Source organism: Streptomyces sp. NPDC004609, assembly GCF_042873655.1.
Taxonomy (GTDB): Bacteria; Actinomycetota; Actinomycetes; order Streptomycetales; family Streptomycetaceae; genus Streptomyces.
Map to the genome: position 1 here is coordinate 100,238 of NZ_JBIALS010000019.1, position 16,738 is coordinate 116,975.

The 16,738-nt window shown below is 73.9% G+C and carries 12 protein-coding genes and 5 tRNA genes; 10 read left to right on the top strand and 7 right to left on the bottom strand.

Annotation, left to right across the window (positions count from 1 at the left end):
* Positions 1–137: 137 nt before the first annotated feature.
* From cbiE to ACFYT4_RS20095, 4 genes are all read left to right on the top strand, one after another.
* Entirely contained in the window at positions 138–1,382 is a 1,245-nt protein-coding gene (gene cbiE, locus ACFYT4_RS20080) for a precorrin-6y C5,15-methyltransferase (decarboxylating) subunit CbiE (protein ID WP_389270342.1), read from the top strand.
* Between the two features lie 344 nt (positions 1,383–1,726).
* Positions 1,727–5,521, top strand: coding sequence for a nicotinate-nucleotide--dimethylbenzimidazole phosphoribosyltransferase (gene cobT / locus ACFYT4_RS20085; protein ID WP_389270345.1), 3,795 nt, complete (start codon positions 1,727–1,729; stop codon positions 5,519–5,521).
* A gap of 386 nt (positions 5,522–5,907) precedes the next feature.
* On the top strand, positions 5,908–7,152 hold the full coding sequence (gene cobA / locus ACFYT4_RS20090) for a uroporphyrinogen-III C-methyltransferase (protein ID WP_389270348.1): 1,245 nt from the start codon (positions 5,908–5,910) through the stop codon (positions 7,150–7,152).
* 53 nt (positions 7,153–7,205) lie between these two features.
* Entirely contained in the window at positions 7,206–8,015 is an 810-nt protein-coding gene (locus tag ACFYT4_RS20095) for a TrmH family RNA methyltransferase (protein ID WP_389270351.1), read from the top strand.
* A gap of 247 nt (positions 8,016–8,262) precedes the next feature.
* Here the strand turns inward: ACFYT4_RS20095 and ACFYT4_RS20100 are convergent, their stop codons facing one another.
* Entirely contained in the window at positions 8,263–8,715 is a 453-nt protein-coding gene (locus tag ACFYT4_RS20100) for a hypothetical protein (protein WP_389270354.1), read from the bottom strand.
* Positions 8,716–8,894: 179 nt separating this feature from the next.
* Positions 8,895–10,130: a protein kinase gene (locus tag ACFYT4_RS20105; RefSeq protein WP_389270357.1), complete on the bottom strand. Its 1,236-nt coding sequence runs from the start codon at positions 10,128–10,130 to the stop codon at positions 8,895–8,897.
* A 719-nt stretch (positions 10,131–10,849) separates the two neighbouring features.
* Between ACFYT4_RS20105 and ACFYT4_RS20110 the strand changes: the two genes are divergently transcribed.
* The 3 genes from ACFYT4_RS20110 to ACFYT4_RS20120 all read left to right on the top strand — a co-directional run bounded on the left by ACFYT4_RS20110 (position 10,850) and on the right by ACFYT4_RS20120 (position 12,859).
* Positions 10,850–11,056, top strand: coding sequence for a hypothetical protein (locus ACFYT4_RS20110; protein ID WP_389270360.1), 207 nt, complete (start codon positions 10,850–10,852; stop codon positions 11,054–11,056).
* A gap of 475 nt (positions 11,057–11,531) precedes the next feature.
* Positions 11,532–12,512 (top strand): phosphotransferase family protein, encoded by a 981-nt coding sequence (locus tag ACFYT4_RS20115; protein ID WP_389270363.1) that lies wholly within the window; start codon positions 11,532–11,534, stop codon positions 12,510–12,512.
* 65 nt (positions 12,513–12,577) lie between these two features.
* A complete protein-coding gene (locus ACFYT4_RS20120) occupies positions 12,578–12,859 on the top strand; it encodes a zf-TFIIB domain-containing protein (RefSeq protein ID WP_389270366.1) in 282 nt (93 codons plus the stop codon).
* Positions 12,860–13,042: 183 nt separating this feature from the next.
* Here the strand turns inward: ACFYT4_RS20120 and ACFYT4_RS20125 are convergent.
* The 5 genes from ACFYT4_RS20125 to ACFYT4_RS20145 all read right to left on the bottom strand — a co-directional run bounded on the left by ACFYT4_RS20125 (position 13,043) and on the right by ACFYT4_RS20145 (position 13,539).
* Positions 13,043–13,117: transfer RNA gene (locus tag ACFYT4_RS20125), tRNA-Val, on the bottom strand.
* A 49-nt stretch (positions 13,118–13,166) separates the two neighbouring features.
* Positions 13,167–13,238: transfer RNA gene (locus ACFYT4_RS20130), tRNA-Val, on the bottom strand.
* Positions 13,239–13,283: 45 nt separating this feature from the next.
* Positions 13,284–13,355, bottom strand: a tRNA-Val gene (locus ACFYT4_RS20135).
* Between the two features lies 1 nt (position 13,356).
* Positions 13,357–13,430, bottom strand: a tRNA-Cys gene (locus tag ACFYT4_RS20140).
* A gap of 36 nt (positions 13,431–13,466) precedes the next feature.
* A tRNA-Gly gene (locus ACFYT4_RS20145) sits at positions 13,467–13,539 on the bottom strand.
* A gap of 210 nt (positions 13,540–13,749) precedes the next feature.
* Here ACFYT4_RS20145 and ACFYT4_RS20150 point away from each other — a divergent pair.
* The 3 genes from ACFYT4_RS20150 (at position 13,750) to ACFYT4_RS20160 (ending at position 16,663) form a co-directional block, all read left to right on the top strand.
* Positions 13,750–14,862, top strand: a complete 1,113-nt coding sequence (locus ACFYT4_RS20150; protein ID WP_389270369.1) for a chorismate-binding protein — start codon at positions 13,750–13,752, stop codon at positions 14,860–14,862.
* The gene (locus ACFYT4_RS20155; protein WP_389270372.1) at positions 14,859–15,689 is read left to right on the top strand and encodes an aminotransferase class IV; all 831 of its coding nucleotides are present in this window, start codon (positions 14,859–14,861) and stop codon (positions 15,687–15,689) included. The genes ACFYT4_RS20150 and ACFYT4_RS20155 overlap by 4 nt, the downstream gene beginning before the upstream one ends.
* Before the next feature lie 146 nt (positions 15,690–15,835).
* Complete coding sequence (locus ACFYT4_RS20160) at positions 15,836–16,663, top strand: GNAT family N-acetyltransferase (protein ID WP_389270375.1); 828 nt, start codon at positions 15,836–15,838, stop codon at positions 16,661–16,663.
* Positions 16,664–16,738: the final 75 nt, after the last annotated feature.

Here is a 16,738-nt window from a genome sequence, read left to right on the forward strand (position 1 = left end):
CCCGCCGGAACCGGACGATCCGGTGGCATGCCCCGCCCCGACCTGATTCAGTGAGTGCCTACTCCAGGTAGTCTCGGCCTTCCCGCGCACTCCGCAAGCCGCCCCCACCTGCGACAACATCAGGGAGACTGACGACCATGGCCGACCGCGTCACGGTGATCGGCTGGGACGGTTCGCCTCTCACCGCGGCAGCGAGGTCCGCCCTCTCCGCCGCCACCCTCGTGGCCGGGGCGCCGCACCATCTCGCCCTCCCCGAAGTGCCGGGGCGCGCCGAGCGGATCCGCCTCGGCAGCGTCGACCTCGCCGCCCGCAGGATCGCCGGACACCGCGGCAGCGCCGTCGTACTCGCCGACGGCGACCCCGGCTTCTTCGGAGTCGTCCGCACCCTGCGCGCCCCGGAACACGGCCTGGAGGTCGAGGTCGTCCCCGCGGTCTCCTCCGTCGCCGCCGCGTTCGCGCGGGCCTCGATGCCGTGGGACGACGCCCAGATCGTCGTCGCCCACCCCCGTACGCTCCGCCGCGCCGTCAATGTCTGCCGGGCGCACCCCAAGGTCGCCGTCCTCACCTCCCCGGGGGCGGGCCCCGCCGAACTGGCCCTGCTCCTCGAAGGCGTCCACCGCACCTTCGTCATCTGCGAGGAGCTGGGCACCGACCGCGAACAGGTCACCGTCCTCACCTCCGACAAGGCCGCCGACCACGCCTGGCGCGACCCCAACGTCGTGATCGTCATCGGCGGCACCGGCACCCACGCCGTGCGCGGCGGCGGCTGGATCGCGGGCCGCGAGGCCGGATACCCCTCCCCGGTGCGGGGATGGGCACTGCCCGCCGCCTCGTACGGCCCGCCGGGCGGATACGGCGCCGAGCAGCCCGGCGAGGGCGAGTCCCCCTCACTGCGCGCCGCCCAACTCGCCCGCCTCGGGCCGCGCGTCGGCGATCTGGTCTGGGACATCGGCTCCGGCGGAGGGGCGCTCGCCGCCGAGGCCGCGCGTTTCGGCGCGGCCGTGATCGCCGTGGACGCGGACCCGGGAGCCTGCGCCCGCACCGACGCGGCCGCCCGTGGCGCGGGTGTTCAGGTGCAGGTCGTCAACGGCCGTGCTCCGCAGGTACTGGAACGCCTGCCCGAACCCGATGTCGTACGCATCGGGGGCGGCGGCGCCCCCGTCGTCACCGCCTGCGCCGACCGGCGGCCCGAACGCATCGTCACCCACGCCTCGTCCCGCGACGAGGCCGAGGCGGTCTGCGCCGCCCTCTCGGCCGGCGGCTACACGGTCGAGTGCGCCCTGCTCCAGTCCGTGGAACTGGACCCCGCGGGATGGTCGGAGCGGGAGCGCTCCGTCGTCTTCCTGTGCTCCGGCAGGCAGCCGGAACGCACCGCCCCGTGACCCCCGCTGTCAGAGGCGCGAGGTAGGCTGACCGACCGTTGTACCGCACCTGGATGTGTAGCGCTTCGTTCGCCGATGTCCGGGAAACCCGGAAAACGAGTGTCGCTTTGACTCCGGTATGTGGTACGTCGTAACCGGGGGGCGCGCAACGTGGCGCAGCCCACAGCGGACCGTGGCGGATCTCCCTGCCAGGGCCGCGATCGGCCGCGAGAATGCTTGGGAGTCCGTGGGCCGTCGTGCCGCGTGGCACACGCGCTCGTTCTTGTTGACGGGCGTCGGACGTGCCGCGATCGGGCGTCCGGGCGATGGGCGAAGGATCACCAGCGATGGGGCGAGGGGTACGCATGACTGACACCGGTCAGATCCCGGGCGAGGGGCTGCCGGAGAACGCAGGCGTGGTGGAGCAGCAACCGGGCGCGCCCGGTTCCGACGCTTACACCTTCCTGGGCCCCTCCGAGCACCCGGCCGAAGAGGACGACCTGCTGCTGATGCCGGGGGCGCAGGGCGCCTGGAGCGATCCGCAGGCCGCGGCGCCACCACCGGTCCAGCCGGCCGTCGCGCCCCGGCCCTTGCACGTGGGGCAGCACCACGGCCATCCGGGGCAGCAGGGCGGTGCGGTGCAGACGCAGGTGGCGGTCGCCCCCGAGCACTTGGCCGTTGTCGGCGCCCCGCCCGCCGCCGTCGCGCAGGCACAGGCGCAGCCGGCCGGATCCGTCGTTCCCGCGCAGCACCCGGGCGTTCAGCAGCACCCGGAGCCCCAGCAGCAGGCCGAGCTCTCCGAACTGCTTCAGGTACGACTGCCCTCGGGGCCCGAGCTGACGGCGCCGACCGATCTCGGTTCCCCGGACCTCGGCGGAGCGCAGGACGCGGGCATGGGTTCGGAGCACGGCGGACAGGAACTCGTCGGTGCCACGGACGTGGTGGTCGCGCCCGAGCTGGCCGCCCCCACCGATCTGGGCGCTCCCGAGCCCGGGACGCCGGAGCATGCCACTCCCGTACCGGTGATACAGCCGGTGGCGGAGCCCGCCGCCGCCGAGCAGCACCCAGGCGAGCAGCAGGTCGAGCCGGTCGCCGAGCCGCTCGTTCCCGGACAGGGCGCCGCACAGCCCCTCCCTGAGCAGCCGGTCGCCGAGCAGCCGGTTCCGGAGCAGGCCGTCGCCGATCCGGCCGCCGACGGTCAGCGGACCGGTGGAGATCCCGGCGAGGGAGCCCCGCAGACCGCGCCCGGGGTTTCCGCGGCCGAACAGCCGGCCCCCGCACAGGCACCCGCCCCCGCCGTGGCCACCACCGCGACCCCGACGCCGCCGCCGTCCCGGCGTCCGCTGCACATGGGACCGCCGCTGCCCGACACCTCGGGCGGTGTGGTGCGCTCGCTCGCCGACCGCGGCCCCGCCGGTGTGCCCCCGCACCCCCTGACGGTGCAGAACAACCCCGGTCCGGCCACGGCGGAGCCCGAATACCTGGACGTTCCGCAGGAGGAGACCGCGCCCGCGCAGTCCGGCCCGCAGCCCGTGCAGATCCCGCCCCAGGCGGGGGCCCCTTGGGACGCCCGGCCTCCGGAGGCCGCTGTCCCCGCGCCGGAGGAAACGGACGTTCCGGAGGCGGCGTCCGCCACCCCGGCCGCCGAGGAGGCGCCCGGCTTGCAGCAGGTGGCGGAGCCGGTTGCCGAGCCGCTGCCCGCTGCCGAACCCGCGGCGGTCGCCGCACCCGAGCCCGGCCCCGCGGCCGAGCCCGCGCAGGAAGCGCCGGTGACCGGCGAACCCGCGCAGGAGCAGGCCCCGGAGGAGATCCCGGACGCGGTCGGGACGGCCGCGCCCGAGGAGGCGCCCGCCCCCGGACCCGAGGTCCAGGCCGAGGTCCACCCCGAGGCTCGGACCGAGGATGAGGCCACGCCCGCGCAGCAGGCGGAGGAGCCCGCCCCGCCGCAGGCGGAAGCGCCCGCGCCCGACGAGGAGGCGGCGGCCGTTCCCGTAGAGCCCGCCGGGAACGGTTCCGTACAGCAGGACGAGTCCGTACCGGAGTCGGCGCCCGCGCAGGATGCCGAACCGGCACAGCAGGCGGAGGGCGTCGCCGCTGCCGAACCGGAGCCCGCTGCCGCGCCGGAGCTGGCTGCCGCGCCGGAGCTGGCTGCCGCGCCGGAGCCCGCTGTCGTTGCCGAGGCCGGGCCCCCGCAGGCCGGTGAGCCCGCCGAAGCCGAAGCTGCGGCCTCCGGGGCAGCGCCCGTTCAGCCGACCGAAGTCGCCGAGGTCGCCGAAGTCGCGGCAGCCGCCGAAGGCGAGGCAGCCGTTGAGGCCGCTGAACCGGCCGAGGCCGCGGAGAAGGCCGAGCCGATCCCCCTGCCCGTACCCGCGCCGGAACCGGCCCCCGAGCCCGAGTCGGAATTCGAGCCGATCGCCGCCGAGTCCGGACCGCCCGCTCCCGGCTTCGACGACGCCGAGCGCGAAGCCGTTCTGCGCGTGATGCGCGAGCGCCGCGACATCCGCAACGGCTTCCGCGACGACCCCATCCCGCACGAGGTGCTGCTGCGCGTCCTGGAGGCCGCGCACACCGCGCCCAGCGTCGGCCATTCGCAGCCCTGGGACTTCGTCGTCATCCGGTCAGCCGAGACCCGGCGCACCATGCACGAACTGGCGGAGCGTCAGCGGGACGCGTACGCCAAGTCGCTGCCGAAGGGCCGGGCCAAGCAGTTCAAGGAACTGAAGATCGAGGCGATCCTCGAAACCCCGGTCAACATCGTCGTCACCGCCGACCCGACGCGCGGCGGCCGGCACACCCTCGGCCGCCACACCCAGCCGCAGATGGCCCCCTACTCCTCGGCGCTCGCCGTCGAGAACCTCTGGCTCGCCGCGCGCGCCGAGGGCCTCGGCGTCGGCTGGGTGAGCTTCTTCGACGAACGCGAGATGGTCCGGGCCCTGGGGCTGCCGGAGCACCTGGAGGTCGTGGCGTACCTCTGCGTCGGATACGTCGACGAGTTCCCCGAGGACCCCGAGCTGATGCAGTCCGGCTGGTCCAAGCGCCGTCCGCTGTCCTGGGTCGTCCACGAGGAGACCTACGGCCGCCGCGCCCTGCCCGGCGAGGACCCGCACGACCTGCTCCAGGAGACCGTCACCAATATCCGCCCGCTCGACGCGAAGGCGCTCGGCGAGGCGTGGGAGCGGCAGAAGCGGATGACCAAGCCCGCGGGCGCCCTGGGCATGCTGGAGATCATCTCCGCGCAGCTCAGCGGGCTCTCCCGGATGTGTCCGCCGCCGATCCCCGAGCCCGCGGCGGTCGCGGTCTTCGCGGGCGACCACGGGGTCCACGCGCAGGGAGTCACGGCCTGGCCCCAGGAGGTCACCGGCCAGATGGTCGCCAACTTCCTCGGCGGGGGAGCCGTCTGCAACGCGTTCGCCAATCAGGTCGGCGCGGAGGTCTGCGTCATCGATGTCGGTGTCGCGTCCGATCTGCCCGCCACGCCCGGACTGCTGCCGCGCAAGATCCGGCCCGGTACCGCCGACTTCACCACCGGCCCCGCGCTGACCCGCGAGGAGGCGCTCGCCGCGATCGAGGTCGGTATCGAGACCGCGCGCGATCTGGTGGCGGCGGGCAACAAGGCGCTGCTCACCGGTGAGATGGGCATCGCCAATACGACGGTCTCGGCCGCGCTGATCTGCGTGTACACCGGCAGCGACCCGGCCGAGGTCACCGGTCGCGGCACCGGCATCAACGACGAGATGCACGCCCGCAAGGTCGACGTCGTCCGCCGCGCCCTCGAACTCCACGCGCCCGATCCCGCCGACCCCGTCGGAGTCCTCGCGGCGGTCGGCGGGCTGGAGCACGCGGCGCTCGTCGGCTTCATCCTCGGCGGCGCGTCCCTGCGTACACCGGTCGTCCTCGACGGTGTCTCCGCGGGCGCCGCCGCCCTGGTCGCCCGCGCGATCGCTCCCGAGGCCCTCGCCGCGTGCATCGCGGGCCACCGCAGTGCCGAGCCCGGCCATGTGGCCGCCCTGAACAAGCTCGGCCTCCGCCCGCTGGTCGACCTCGACCTCCGCCTGGGCGAGGGCACGGGCGCGCTGCTGGCGCTGCCGGTGGTGCAGAGCGCGGCGAGGGCGATGCACGAGGTCGCGACGTTCGACTCCGCGGGCGTCACGGAGAAGTAGCGACCGTCCGCCGCCCCGGCCCGCGTCCGGGGCGGCCACCGCCCGTGCCCGGACCGCGCGGCACCCTCGCCGCCCCGGCCCGGCCCGCGGAGAACGAGCCGGTGCGCGGTTCTCCAGCCCGCCCGGCGTTGTGAGGACGGACCTGCGCGCGGAGGTGCCGCCGCCCGGCATGGGCACGCACCGGGCAGCCGGTCCCCGACGGTCCGGTGCCGGAGGACGGACAGGCGCACAGGGGTGCGGCCGGATCCATGGCCCCGCCCCGTAAAGTGGCCGGGACACCGCCCCACCAGCCGCTTCAGCGCCACCGGAGCCCGCCGCACCGCACACCGCGGACAGGACCGCACGCACCGGGACCCGGATCCGTACCCCGAAGGAGTCGCACCACCATGGCCGAGCCACCGCACCCGCACCCCGCCTACCCCGTGGGGCTCAGGCTCTCCGGGCGGCGGGTCGTCGTCATCGGCGGGGGTCAGGTCGCCCAGCGCCGGCTGCCCGCGCTCATCGCCGCAGGTGCGGACATCGTGCTCGTCTCCCCTGCAGCGACCCCCTCGGTCGAGGCCATGGCCACCGCGGGCGAGATCCGCTGGGAGCGGCGCCCGTACGCGGAGGGCGACCTCGCCGACGCCTGGTACGTCCTCATCGCCACCTCCGACGCCGAGGCCAACGCTCGCGCCTCCGCCGAGGCCGAGCGCACCCGCACCTGGTGCGTACGCTCCGACGACGCCGACGCGGCCACCGCGTGGACCCCGGCGACCGGCCGCTCCGAGGGGGTGACGGTCGCCGTCATGACGACCGATGTACACGGCAGGGACCCCCGCCGCTCCGCCGCCGTGCGGGACGCGATCGTCGAGGGCCTGCGCGACGGCACGATCGCGGCGCCCCACCACCGTACGAGAACACCCGGCGTCGCCCTCGTCGGCGGCGGCCCCGGTGATCCCGACCTGATCACCGTCCGCGGACGGCGGCTGCTCGCCGAGGCGGACGTCGTGATCGCCGACCGGCTCGGCCCGCGCGACCTGCTCGACGAACTCCCTCCGCACGTCGAGGTGATCGACGCCGCGAAGATCCCGTACGGCCGGTACATGGCACAGGAGGCCATCAACAACGCCCTGATCGAGCACGCCAAGGCGGGCAAGGCGGTCGTACGGCTCAAGGGCGGCGACCCGTTCGTCTTCGGCCGGGGCATGGAGGAGGCCGAGGCCCTCGCCGACGCGGGCATCCCGTGCACGGTCGTCCCCGGTGTCTCCAGCTCCATCAGCGTGCCGGGCGCGGCCGGTATCCCGGTCACCCACCGCGGCGTGGCCCATGAGTTCACGGTGGTCAGCGGGCATGTCGCCCCGGACGACGAACGGTCGCTCGTCGACTGGCCGGCGCTCGGACGCCTCCGCGGGACCCTCGTCGTCCTGATGGGCGTCGACAAGATCGGCGCCATCGCCCGGACGCTGATGGCCAACGGCCGCGGCCCCGGCACCCCCGTGGCCCTGATCCAGGAGGGCACCACGGCGGCCCAGCGCCGAGTCGACGCGACCCTCGCGACCGTCGCCGACACGGTCATCGCCGAGGAGGTACGCCCCCCGGCCGTCATCGTCATCGGCGATGTCGTCGCCGTCGGACGGCGTGACCATGAGTAGCCGACCTCTGCCCAGGCGTTGGCACCACACCCGGGAGGAGGCAGTATCACCCTGTGGCTGATCTCATCACTGTCGAAGACCCCGACGACCCCCGTCTGAGCGACTACACCGGTCTGACCGACGTCGAGCTGCGCCGCAAGCGGGAACCCGCCGAGGGGCTGTTCATCGCCGAGGGCGAGAAGGTCATCAGGCGGGCCCGGGACGCCGGTTACGAGATGCGGTCCATGCTGCTCTCCGCGAAGTGGGTCGACGTCATGAAGGACGTCATCGACGAGATCCCCGCGCCGGTGTACGCGGTGAGCCCCGAACTCGCCGAGCGCGTCACCGGCTACCACGTACACCGCGGAGCCCTCGCCTCCATGCAGCGCAAGCCGCTGCCGACCGCGGGAGAGCTGCTCACGCACCGCGCGGGCCGCCGCGTCGTGATCTTCGAGGACATCGTCGACCACGCCAACCTGGGGGCGGCCTTCAGGAACGCCGCCGCCCTCGGGATCGACGCCGTCTTTCTCACCCCGCGCTGCGCCGACCCGCTGTACCGGAGATCGGTCAAGGTCTCGATGGGCGCGGTCTTCTCCGTGCCGTGGACGCGGCTGGAGTCCTGGCCCAAGGACGCGGAACTGTTCCGGCAGCACGGCTTCACCACTGCGGCGCTCTGCCTCGCCGAGAACTCGATCAGCGTCGACGAACTGGCCGCCCGCCGGATCGAGAAGCTGGCCCTCATGCTCGGCACCGAGGGCGAGGGGCTGTCCACGGACGCGCTGCGGGCGGCCGACGAATGGGTCCGCATTCCGATGGCGGCCGGAGTGGACTCCCTGAACGTCGCCGCCGCGTCCGCCGTCGCGTTCTACGCCACCCGCCCCTGAACGCACACGTCCGGCCCGAAGCCGCGAGCGTGCCCCGAGCACGGGCATCCGGCACCGGAGCCGGTACCGGAGCGCTGAAACCGCGCGTCCGGCGAGCCCTCGCACGCCCGGCGGCTCCCGTACCGCCGGTGTCCACCACCTGCCCGATGTGCCCGGCACGACCTGAGGGAGCCGGAGCACACGGCACGCCGGGCCGTGAACCGACCCGACTCCGGAGGCCCGGCGCCGCCCGGCCGGGCCCGCCCCTTCAGTCGGCCCTGCGCCGGGGCGTGGTCTTCCGCTCCGGCCGGCGGATGAGGTCGACGTCGTCCTTCCGGCGCGGCACGTAGAAGAAGCCCTCTTCGGTGTCGGGGTCGTAGTGGACGACCGCGTTCTGCGCCGTGAGCATCTCCTGCCACGAGGTCAGCCGCGACCGGTCGTTCTCCGTGAGCGTCCGGCCATCGCGCCGCCTGGCCTCGACCCGCAGCATCGCCAGCGGATACAGCCAGCGGTGCTCCTCCTTCACGAACCAGGGGATGAGGTCGTCATCACGCGTGATACGGCGGTCCAGCCCCCTGCGCTGGCGGAAGTTGCCCCACATCGACGGAACCGTCTCGATGTTGTACTTGCGCCGGTACTCCTCGACCATCCAGGCGTACGTTCTGCCCTCCCCGAACCACCGGATGACCTCCCCCTCGTCCTGGATCTTGCTTCGCCCCATGGGTTTCCCAGCGCTTCCTTCACCGCAGCCGATCTTTGTGCAACATACACTTACCGCCGTCGCCGTGTACGTCAAGCCGAGGTCCCGGGAAGCGGCAGAGGGAGCACAACGCCCGTCGGCGGAAGGGTGGTTGGAGAACGGGCGCCCGAAGGGGGAGCGGACGGGCGGAGAGGGGCGCGCTACAGCTGCTGGGCCGCGGCGATGCCCAGCGCCACGATCAGGGTCACCACGACGAAGACGATGATGCGCTGCCGCAGGAGCCTCGGGTTGGCGGGCCGCCGTCCGGTCGACGTCGTACGGACACCCGGCCGGGTGCCCTGGCGTCCGTTCGTACGGGAGGAGCCGCGCGAGGGCTGCGGGCGCGAGGACCCGGTGCGCGAGGGCTGAGAACGGGGGCCGGAGCCGCCGGCCGTACGGCGGTCGGCGCGTTCCGCCCGCTCGGCGCGCTCGGTTCGCTCCGCCCGGTCCGTACGTCCGCTCCGCGAGGGGCGGTCCATCCGCTCGGTACGCTCCTGGCGCTCCGGATAGCGCGACGTCGGCCGGTCGGCCTCGACCCGGTCCCGCTGGGCGGGCGGTCTGGCCTCGGACAGCCCCTGCGCCTCGCGCGCGGCGATCTCCTTCAGCCGCATCGAGAGCTGCAGGGTGCTGGGACGCTCCTCGGGGTCCTTCGCCAGACAGGCCCGCAACAGCGGAGCCAGCGCGTCCGGTACGCCGTGGAGATGCGGTTCCTCGTGCACCACCCGGTACAGCATGACCTCCGAACCGCCGTGCCCGAAGGGGGAGTCCGCGGTCGCCGCGTACGCCAGGGTCGCGCCCAGCGCGAAGACGTCCGTCGCCGGGGTGACCGCGACCCCGCGCACCTGCTCGGGCGCGAGGAAACCGGGGGAGCCCACCGCCGTACCCACATGAGTGAGGGTGCTCGCGCCGGTTGCCCAGGCGATGCCGAAGTCGATGATGCGGGGGCCCTTGGGCGAGAGGAGGATGTTCGACGGCTTCAGGTCCCGGTGGACCACACCGGCCTCGTGCACCGCGACCAGCCCCTCGGACAGCGCGGCACCGATCGCCGCCACCTCGGCGGCCCGGAGCACGCCCTCCTCGGCGACCTTGTCGTGGAGGGAGGGCCCGGGCACGTACTGGGTCGCGAACCAGGGCCTTTCGGCCTCCAGATCGGCGGCCACCAGCCGGGCCGTACAGCCACCGCGGATGCGCCGCGCGGCCGACACCTCGCGCGCGAAACGGGATCTGAACTCCTGGTCCTCCGCGAGATCCGGCCGGATCACCTTCAGCGCGACGCGCTGGCCACGCCGGTCGGAGCCCAGATAGACGACGCCCATCCCGCCCGCGCCGAGCCGCCGGTGGATTCGGAACGAGCCGACGACACGCGGATCCTCGCGCCGGAGCCGCATCATCGCCATTGTCCGTCCCCTGCCTACGGTGGGGAGGCCCCACCCCATATCTCACGGTGGGGAGGCCCCACCCCGCTTGCCCGGCCGGCCCCTGGCCGACCGTCCGTTTCGACGTGCCACAGCTTACGTACACCCGCCCCGGTGCGCTCATAGGCCGCGCCCTCACGGGCGGATCGATTGTCAGTGCCGTACGCGGAAGGCGAAGGGCGCCCGGAGCGTGCCCGGTCCACTCCGCGGGGTTCGCGCGCGCCCCCAACCGGTCGGCGCACAAGGGGGATTGGATCGGCGGGAGCGAGCGTGCCGGGAGCGGGGCGCGCCGCGGCCAGATCAGGCGTACGGACGAAGTCGTGGCAAGCCGGGCAGGGGGTGGGACGGTGGCCGTGGCGGGCGTCGGGCCGGCGGACGTGAGGGAAGTCACCCGTCAGGGCCGCGCCCGCCCGCACCGGGCCGGGCTTTCCCCCTTGCGGAGGGGCCCGCGCCGGGCCCGGCCCGACCTCCCGGCTCCTCCGGGGCCGCGCATCAGGGAAACCCCCAAGTCCCGGGGCCGTTTCTCCACCCAGGGGAGTACGCCCGGAGCCGGTGGCTCATCCTCCGGGAGGCCCGGGAATCGGTACGCGGGCATGACGTCCGGCTGCCCCCTGAAATCTAAAGTTGTGGTCAAGCGGCGGGTGCAGCACTCGTCCCCCGAGGTCAGACACCCGCCGCTGTCTACGAACAGGAGAGGAACCATGGCGGACACGGCAACGCGGACCATGATCCGCACGCAGGGACGCAGGGCTTCCGCCGCGTTCGGCGGCCGCCGGTCCGGCCGTCGCCACCCGCTGGTGGCGACGGCGATGGTTCTTCCTCTGGCGGCACTGCTGCTCTTCGTCTTCGGAGGCTGGGACGCAGTAGTGACACAGGCGTCGTCCGTGGGCGTGATGCTGGGGCGCTGAGCGGCGCCCCGGGCCCGGAAGAGCGGTCCGGGTCGGGGACATCCGGCCATAACCCCGTGGGGACGGGGGTGCGGCGGACGGCAGCAACGGCCGGTCAGCTGGGGAGCTGACCGGCCTTTGCGCGTCCGCACCCGCCCTTCCCCGCCACCTGATTGCGGGCCCGCCCCTGGGGGCCGGATGGCCTCATGCAACCCGTCCGGCGTTTGAGGACGGGGGCCGGGTTGGTGTGCGGTCACGGTGCGGGGGGCGTTCACCGGGAGGCCCACTCCGAGGCCTGGGCGGGGGCCCGATCACAGGCCCGCGCCGGGCTCGGTGGCCCGACCTCACGCGGCCGGATGGCCCTATGCAGCCCGTCCGGCGTTTGAGGACGGAGGCCGGGTCGGTGTGCGGTCACGGTGCGGGGAGCGTTCACCGGGAGCCCCGCTCCGAGCCGGAGGCACAATGGGCCCGCCAGCCGTCCCGCCACGGGAGACCCATGACCGCAACCGTCATAGACCTGCTCGCCGATGTCGCGCGCCGGGCCGCCCACCACCACCGCCCGCCGGGTGCCCCCTGCGACGGCTGCGGCCGGGACGCCGTCGTCCTCGCGGCGGAGGACGACGGGATCGTCGTACGCCATGGATCCGCCGTCGCCAAGGCGCACGACGCCGCGACGGACCACGACGGCCACCGCGCGCGCCTCGCCGTCGCCCGCCACCCCCGCCTCGCCGGAATCCTGCTCGCACCGCTGGCCGCGCCGGTGCCGGACGCACCCGGCCGGCCCGTCACCGCCTGGCCGTACGGCAGGCCCGTGGACCCGGGCGACCCGGACGCCGCCCCCTGGGAGGAGGCCGCGACACTGCTCGCGCGGCTGCACTCCATCGAGCCGGACAGCCTGCCGGGCCCGATTCCGCCCATGCGCGGCCCCGCCAAGGCCGCCCGTGCCGTCGCCCGGATGAGGGCCCTGGCCGGATCCCGTCCGGCGGCGTCCGCCGTCGAGCGGGCCTGGGCCCGCCTCCCCGCGTGGGCCCGGGACGAGGCCCCCTCACCCGGGGCCGCCGCCCTCTGTCACGGCGATCTGCACCTGGGCCAGCTCGTACGCCACCCGGACCCGGCCGGCCCCTGGCTCCTGATCGACGTCGACGACCTCGGACTCGGCGACCCGGCGTGGGATCTGGCCCGTCCGGCCGCCTGGTACGCGGCCGGTCTGCTGCCCCCGGAGATCTGGGACCGGTTCCTCGGCGCCTACCGCGCCGCGAACGGCCGCGCTCTCGGGGACCCCTCGGCGGCCCCTGGCGACCCGTGGCCCCAACTGGACGTTCCCGCGCGGGCCCTGACGATCCAGACCGCCGCCCTGTCCCTCGCCAAGGCCGCCGCGCAGCATCGCGAACCGGACGAGGTGGAGCAGGCGGTACTCGACACATGTGCCCGAATTGCCGGGCTCCCGCCCGAGTTGGAGTCCCCGCCTCCGTCGTAGGCTGCTGTGGTCCGCCGGGTGAGCCCCCCGGCGGCAACGACGAACGGCGAGGAGCTGAACCCACGATGCAGTGTCCGAAGTGCCACGCAGCGATGCACACGTACAACCGCAACGGTGTCCAGATCGAACAGTGCAGCGGCTGCCGGGGGATCTTCCTCGACTACGGCGAGCTGGAGGCCCTGACCCGTCTTGAGTCGCAGTGGACCCAGCAGGCCCCGCCCGCCCCGCCCGCCCCCCAGGCGTACCCGGCCGCTCACGCCCCCGCATGGGGAGCGCAGCACCACGGCGGACACCACGGAGGCCACTACCGGCAGAAGGGCTTCGGCCGGATGCTCTTCTCCTCCTGACCGCACGTCCCGCCGGGCGGAATCCGACTGTCAGGATTCCGCCCGCGCGGCCCCCGACCCGGACAGCCTCTCGACCCGGCCGCCCCGGAATCGCGCGGGCCCCGAACCGGACCCACCCCGTCGGCACGCGGGACATCCGGACGGCAGAAAGCCCCGGCCGCCTTGACGGCCGGGGCTTCCCGATGGTGCGCGATACTGGGATTGAACCAGTGACCTCTTCCGTGTCAGGGAAGCGCTCTCCCGCTGAGCTAATCGCGCGGGATCAGTACCACGGGCGGACCCGTGTCCTGCGGATGGTGCACACGCGTGCGCGATACTGGGATTGAACCAGTGACCTCTTCCGTGTCAGGGAAGCGCTCTCCCGCTGAGCTAATCGCGCCGGGTTCCCCTGCCGGCGGCCGGGGGCGGATCCTCGCGGATCCAGTGGACGATACTGGGATTGAACCAGTGACCTCTTCCGTGTCAGGGAAGCGCTCTCCCGCTGAGCTAATCGTCCTTGGAGGTGGAGACGGGATTTGAACCCGTGTAGACGGCTTTGCAGGCCGTTGCCTCGCCTCTCGGCCACTCCACCCGGAGTGCGGGGGTTCGGGAAGGATCCCCCACTTCGAGCGGACGACGAGATTCGAACTCGCGACCCTCACCTTGGCAAGGTGATGCTCTACCAACTGAGCCACGTCCGCTTGTCGTTTCCGGACCGCGTGAGCGTCCCGGCGACGTGTTGAACTCTAGCGGATTACCGGGCCAGCACAAAAACACGTTTCCGCAGCGTGCTGGGTTGTGTTCGCGCCGCAGTGGCCCGCCGGACACCCCGGTGAGCCCCTGACCGGCGCCTCCGCCGTCCGGCCGGTCCCCATCGTCCTCCCATCCCCGCCGGTCATAGACTCGCAGACGTGCACCGCCTCGCTCCGCTGGCCCGCTTCGGCCGACTGATCGCCACCGACCTCAGGGATGTCACCAGTGATCCCGAGGCCCTCGACTCCACGGGCTTCTGGGCCGTCGCCGCCGACTTCGAGGGCGGTCTGACCTGTGCGCGCTTCGGCGATGTGCGTACGGAGCCGGTGCCCGCGCCCGTACCGGGCCGGTGGCGCGGACCGGACGCGGGCCGGTGGAGGTCCTCGCTGGACCGGGACGGCTACGTCGCGGGTGTACGCCGGATCCGGGAGCACATCGCGGCGGGCGAGGTCTACCAGGCCAACCTCTGCCGGGTGCTGACCGCACCGCTGCCCGACCCGGACTCCGCCGATGTCGACGCGCTCACCTCCCTGCTCGCGCGCGGCAACCCCGCCCCGTACGCCGGAACGATCCGCCTGCCGGGCCGGGGCGTGGAGATCGCCACCGCGTCGCCCGAGCTGTATCTGCGCCGTACCGGCGCGGTCGTCGAGTCCGGGCCGATCAAGGGGACCGGCCGCACCGCGGCCGATCTGCTGGAGAAGGACCACGCCGAGAACGTCATGATCGTGGACCTCGTCCGCAACGACCTGGGACGCGTCTGCGCCGCCGGCACGGTCACCGTCCCGGAGCTGTGCGCGGTCGAGGCCCACCCCGGACTGGTGCACCTGGTCTCGACCGTCCGCGGGGAACTCGGGCCGGAGCAGGGCTGGCGGCACCTCCTCGACGCCACCTTCCCGCCCGGCTCGGTCACCGGAGCGCCCAAGTCCAGTGCCCTGAAGATCATCGAGGCGCTGGAGACGGCGCCGCGCGGACCGTACTGCGGAGGCATCGGCTGGGTCGACGCCGACCGCCGCACCGGTGAGCTGGCCGTCGGGATACGGACCTTCTGGATCGACCGGACGGAGCCCGCAGGCCCGGTCCTGCGCTTCGGCACCGGCGCCGGGATCACGTGGGGCTCCGACCCCGGCCGTGAGTGGGACGAGACCGAACTCAAGGCGTCCAGGCTCCTCGCGATAGCGTCGGGCGGGGACGGTGGAACACACCCGGGGCGCGGGGAACGGGCCCGTGCCACGGCGTACCGAGCGATCAGCGCGGAAGGACCAGCCAGATGAAGCTCTGGGTCAACGGAGGACTCCGGGACGCCGACGACGCCCGGGTGTCGGTGTTCGACCACGGCCTCACGGTCGGCGACGGCGTCTTCGAGACGCTCAAGGCCGTGCACGGACAGGCATTCGCCCTCACACTCCACCTCGAACGCCTCACGCGTTCCGCCCGCGGTCTCGGTCTGCCCGACCCCGACCACGACGAGGTCCGCCGTGCCTGTGCCGCCGTGCTGGAGGCCAACCCCATGGAACGGGGACGGCTGCGGATCACGTACACCGGAGGGCTCTCCCCGCTCGGCTCGGACCGCGGCACCCACGGCCCGACCCTGGTCGTCGCGCTCGGCCCCACCGACCCGCGCCCCGACACCACCGCCGTGATCACCGTGCCCTGGACCCGCAACGAGCGCGGAGTCCTGACCGGCCTGAAGACGACCTCGTACGCGGAGAACGTCGTCGCGCTCGCCGGTGCCACCGCCCGGGGCGCGTCCGAGGCGCTCTTCGCCAACACCGTGGGACAGCTCTGCGAGGGCACGGGCTCCAACGTCTTCGTCGTCCTCGACGGCGAGCTGCACACCCCGCCCGTCTCCTCCGGCTGCCTCGCGGGCATCACCCGCGCCCTCACGGTCGGGTGGACCGGGGCCCGGGAGACGGAGCTGCCGTTCGACGTGCTGGAGCGGGCCGACGAGGTCTTCCTGACCTCCAGCCTCCGCGATGTGCAGGCCGTGCACCGGGTCGACGGGCGTGTGCTCACGGGTGTGCCGGGGCCGGTGACCGCCAAGGCGATGCGCGTCTTCGAGGAGCGCGCCGCGGCCGACCCCGACCCGTCGTTCCGGTAGGACCAACCGCGGAGGACAACCCGTGCCGGGTCCCGCGGGAGGCCGTGACCTGGTACCAGGTGACCGGGTCCCGTCGTGGGAACGGACGGCAGGAGGGCGGCACAAGCGGGTGACGCGAGCCCCCGCGAGTGGGTAGAACACCTCTGATGACCACCACCCTGCGGCCGACGGGGCCGCTTCAGCCCGGGACGGACGGCGCGCGGACCCGCTCCTACGAGGTCTGCGTCAACAGCCGTCCCGTCGGCGGGATCGAGATCGCCACCCTGCCCGCCTGCGGCGCGGGGACCGGCACCGTGCGATCGCTGTGGATCGACCCGGCCGACCGGCGGCGGGGCAGGGGGACCGTCGCCGCGCTCGCCGCGGAGGAGGTGCTGCGCGGCTGGGGCTGCGGACGGGTGGAGGTGTCCGTACCGGCCGACGCCGCCGAGGCCGTCCGGCTCGCCACCGTCCTCGGATACACCGAACGCGGGCGCGATCTGCTCAAGGTCCTCGACACGGAGCCGCCCGCGCCGCCGCCGGACACCGGGATCCGTCCGATGACCGAACCGGAGTTCCGGGAGTGGTGGCCGACGGCCGTGGAGGCGTACGCGCGCGGCTGGACCGAGCGCGGGCTCCCGGACGTAGAGGCGCGGGCCCGCTCCGAGGCCCACCACCGCGCCCTCGTCGACCCGCCCGGCGGCCGGCCGGAGGTCCTCGTCCACCGGGGCGAGGCCGTCGGCCGGCTCCTCGTCGGCCCGAACGAGGTCCGTCCCGGCGAGCGGGGCGCGTACGTGTACGACATCGAGGTCGCCGAGGGGCACCGCGGCCGGGGCCACGGCCGCGCCCTGATGCACCGGGCCGAGAGCCGTGCCCGGGAGTCCGGGGCACGGCTCATCGGGCTGCACGTCGTCGCGGGCGACACCCGGGCCCTCGGGTTCTACGAGTCGCTCGGCTACCGGACGGCGGACATCCACCTGGTCAAGCGACTGCTTTGAGAGGCCCGCCTTTCCGGAGCCGTACGGTCCGGGGCCGGGCACGCGACCCCGGCGGGCACACGAGACCGGTGGAGT

What these genes read in the sequence shown, in the direction of transcription:
- cbiE (WP_389270342.1), top strand. Translation starts at nt 138, where the DNA reads ATGGCCGACCGCGTCACGGTGATCGGCTGGGACGGTTCGCCTCTCACC.
- cobT (WP_389270345.1), top strand. Translation starts at nt 1,727, where the DNA reads ATGACTGACACCGGTCAGATCCCGGGCGAGGGGCTGCCGGAGAACGCA.
- cobA (WP_389270348.1), top strand. Translation starts at nt 5,908, where the DNA reads ATGGCCGAGCCACCGCACCCGCACCCCGCCTACCCCGTGGGGCTCAGG.
- ACFYT4_RS20100 (WP_389270354.1), bottom strand. Translation starts at nt 8,715, where the DNA reads ATGGGGCGAAGCAAGATCCAGGACGAGGGGGAGGTCATCCGGTGGTTC.
- ACFYT4_RS20105 (WP_389270357.1), bottom strand. Translation starts at nt 10,130, where the DNA reads ATGGCGATGATGCGGCTCCGGCGCGAGGATCCGCGTGTCGTCGGCTCG.
- ACFYT4_RS20110 (WP_389270360.1), top strand. Translation starts at nt 10,850, where the DNA reads ATGGCGGACACGGCAACGCGGACCATGATCCGCACGCAGGGACGCAGG.
- ACFYT4_RS20115 (WP_389270363.1), top strand. Translation starts at nt 11,532, where the DNA reads ATGACCGCAACCGTCATAGACCTGCTCGCCGATGTCGCGCGCCGGGCC.
- ACFYT4_RS20120 (WP_389270366.1), top strand. Translation starts at nt 12,578, where the DNA reads ATGCAGTGTCCGAAGTGCCACGCAGCGATGCACACGTACAACCGCAAC.
- ACFYT4_RS20155 (WP_389270372.1), top strand. Translation starts at nt 14,859, where the DNA reads ATGAAGCTCTGGGTCAACGGAGGACTCCGGGACGCCGACGACGCCCGG.
- ACFYT4_RS20160 (WP_389270375.1), top strand. Translation starts at nt 15,836, where the DNA reads ATGACCACCACCCTGCGGCCGACGGGGCCGCTTCAGCCCGGGACGGAC.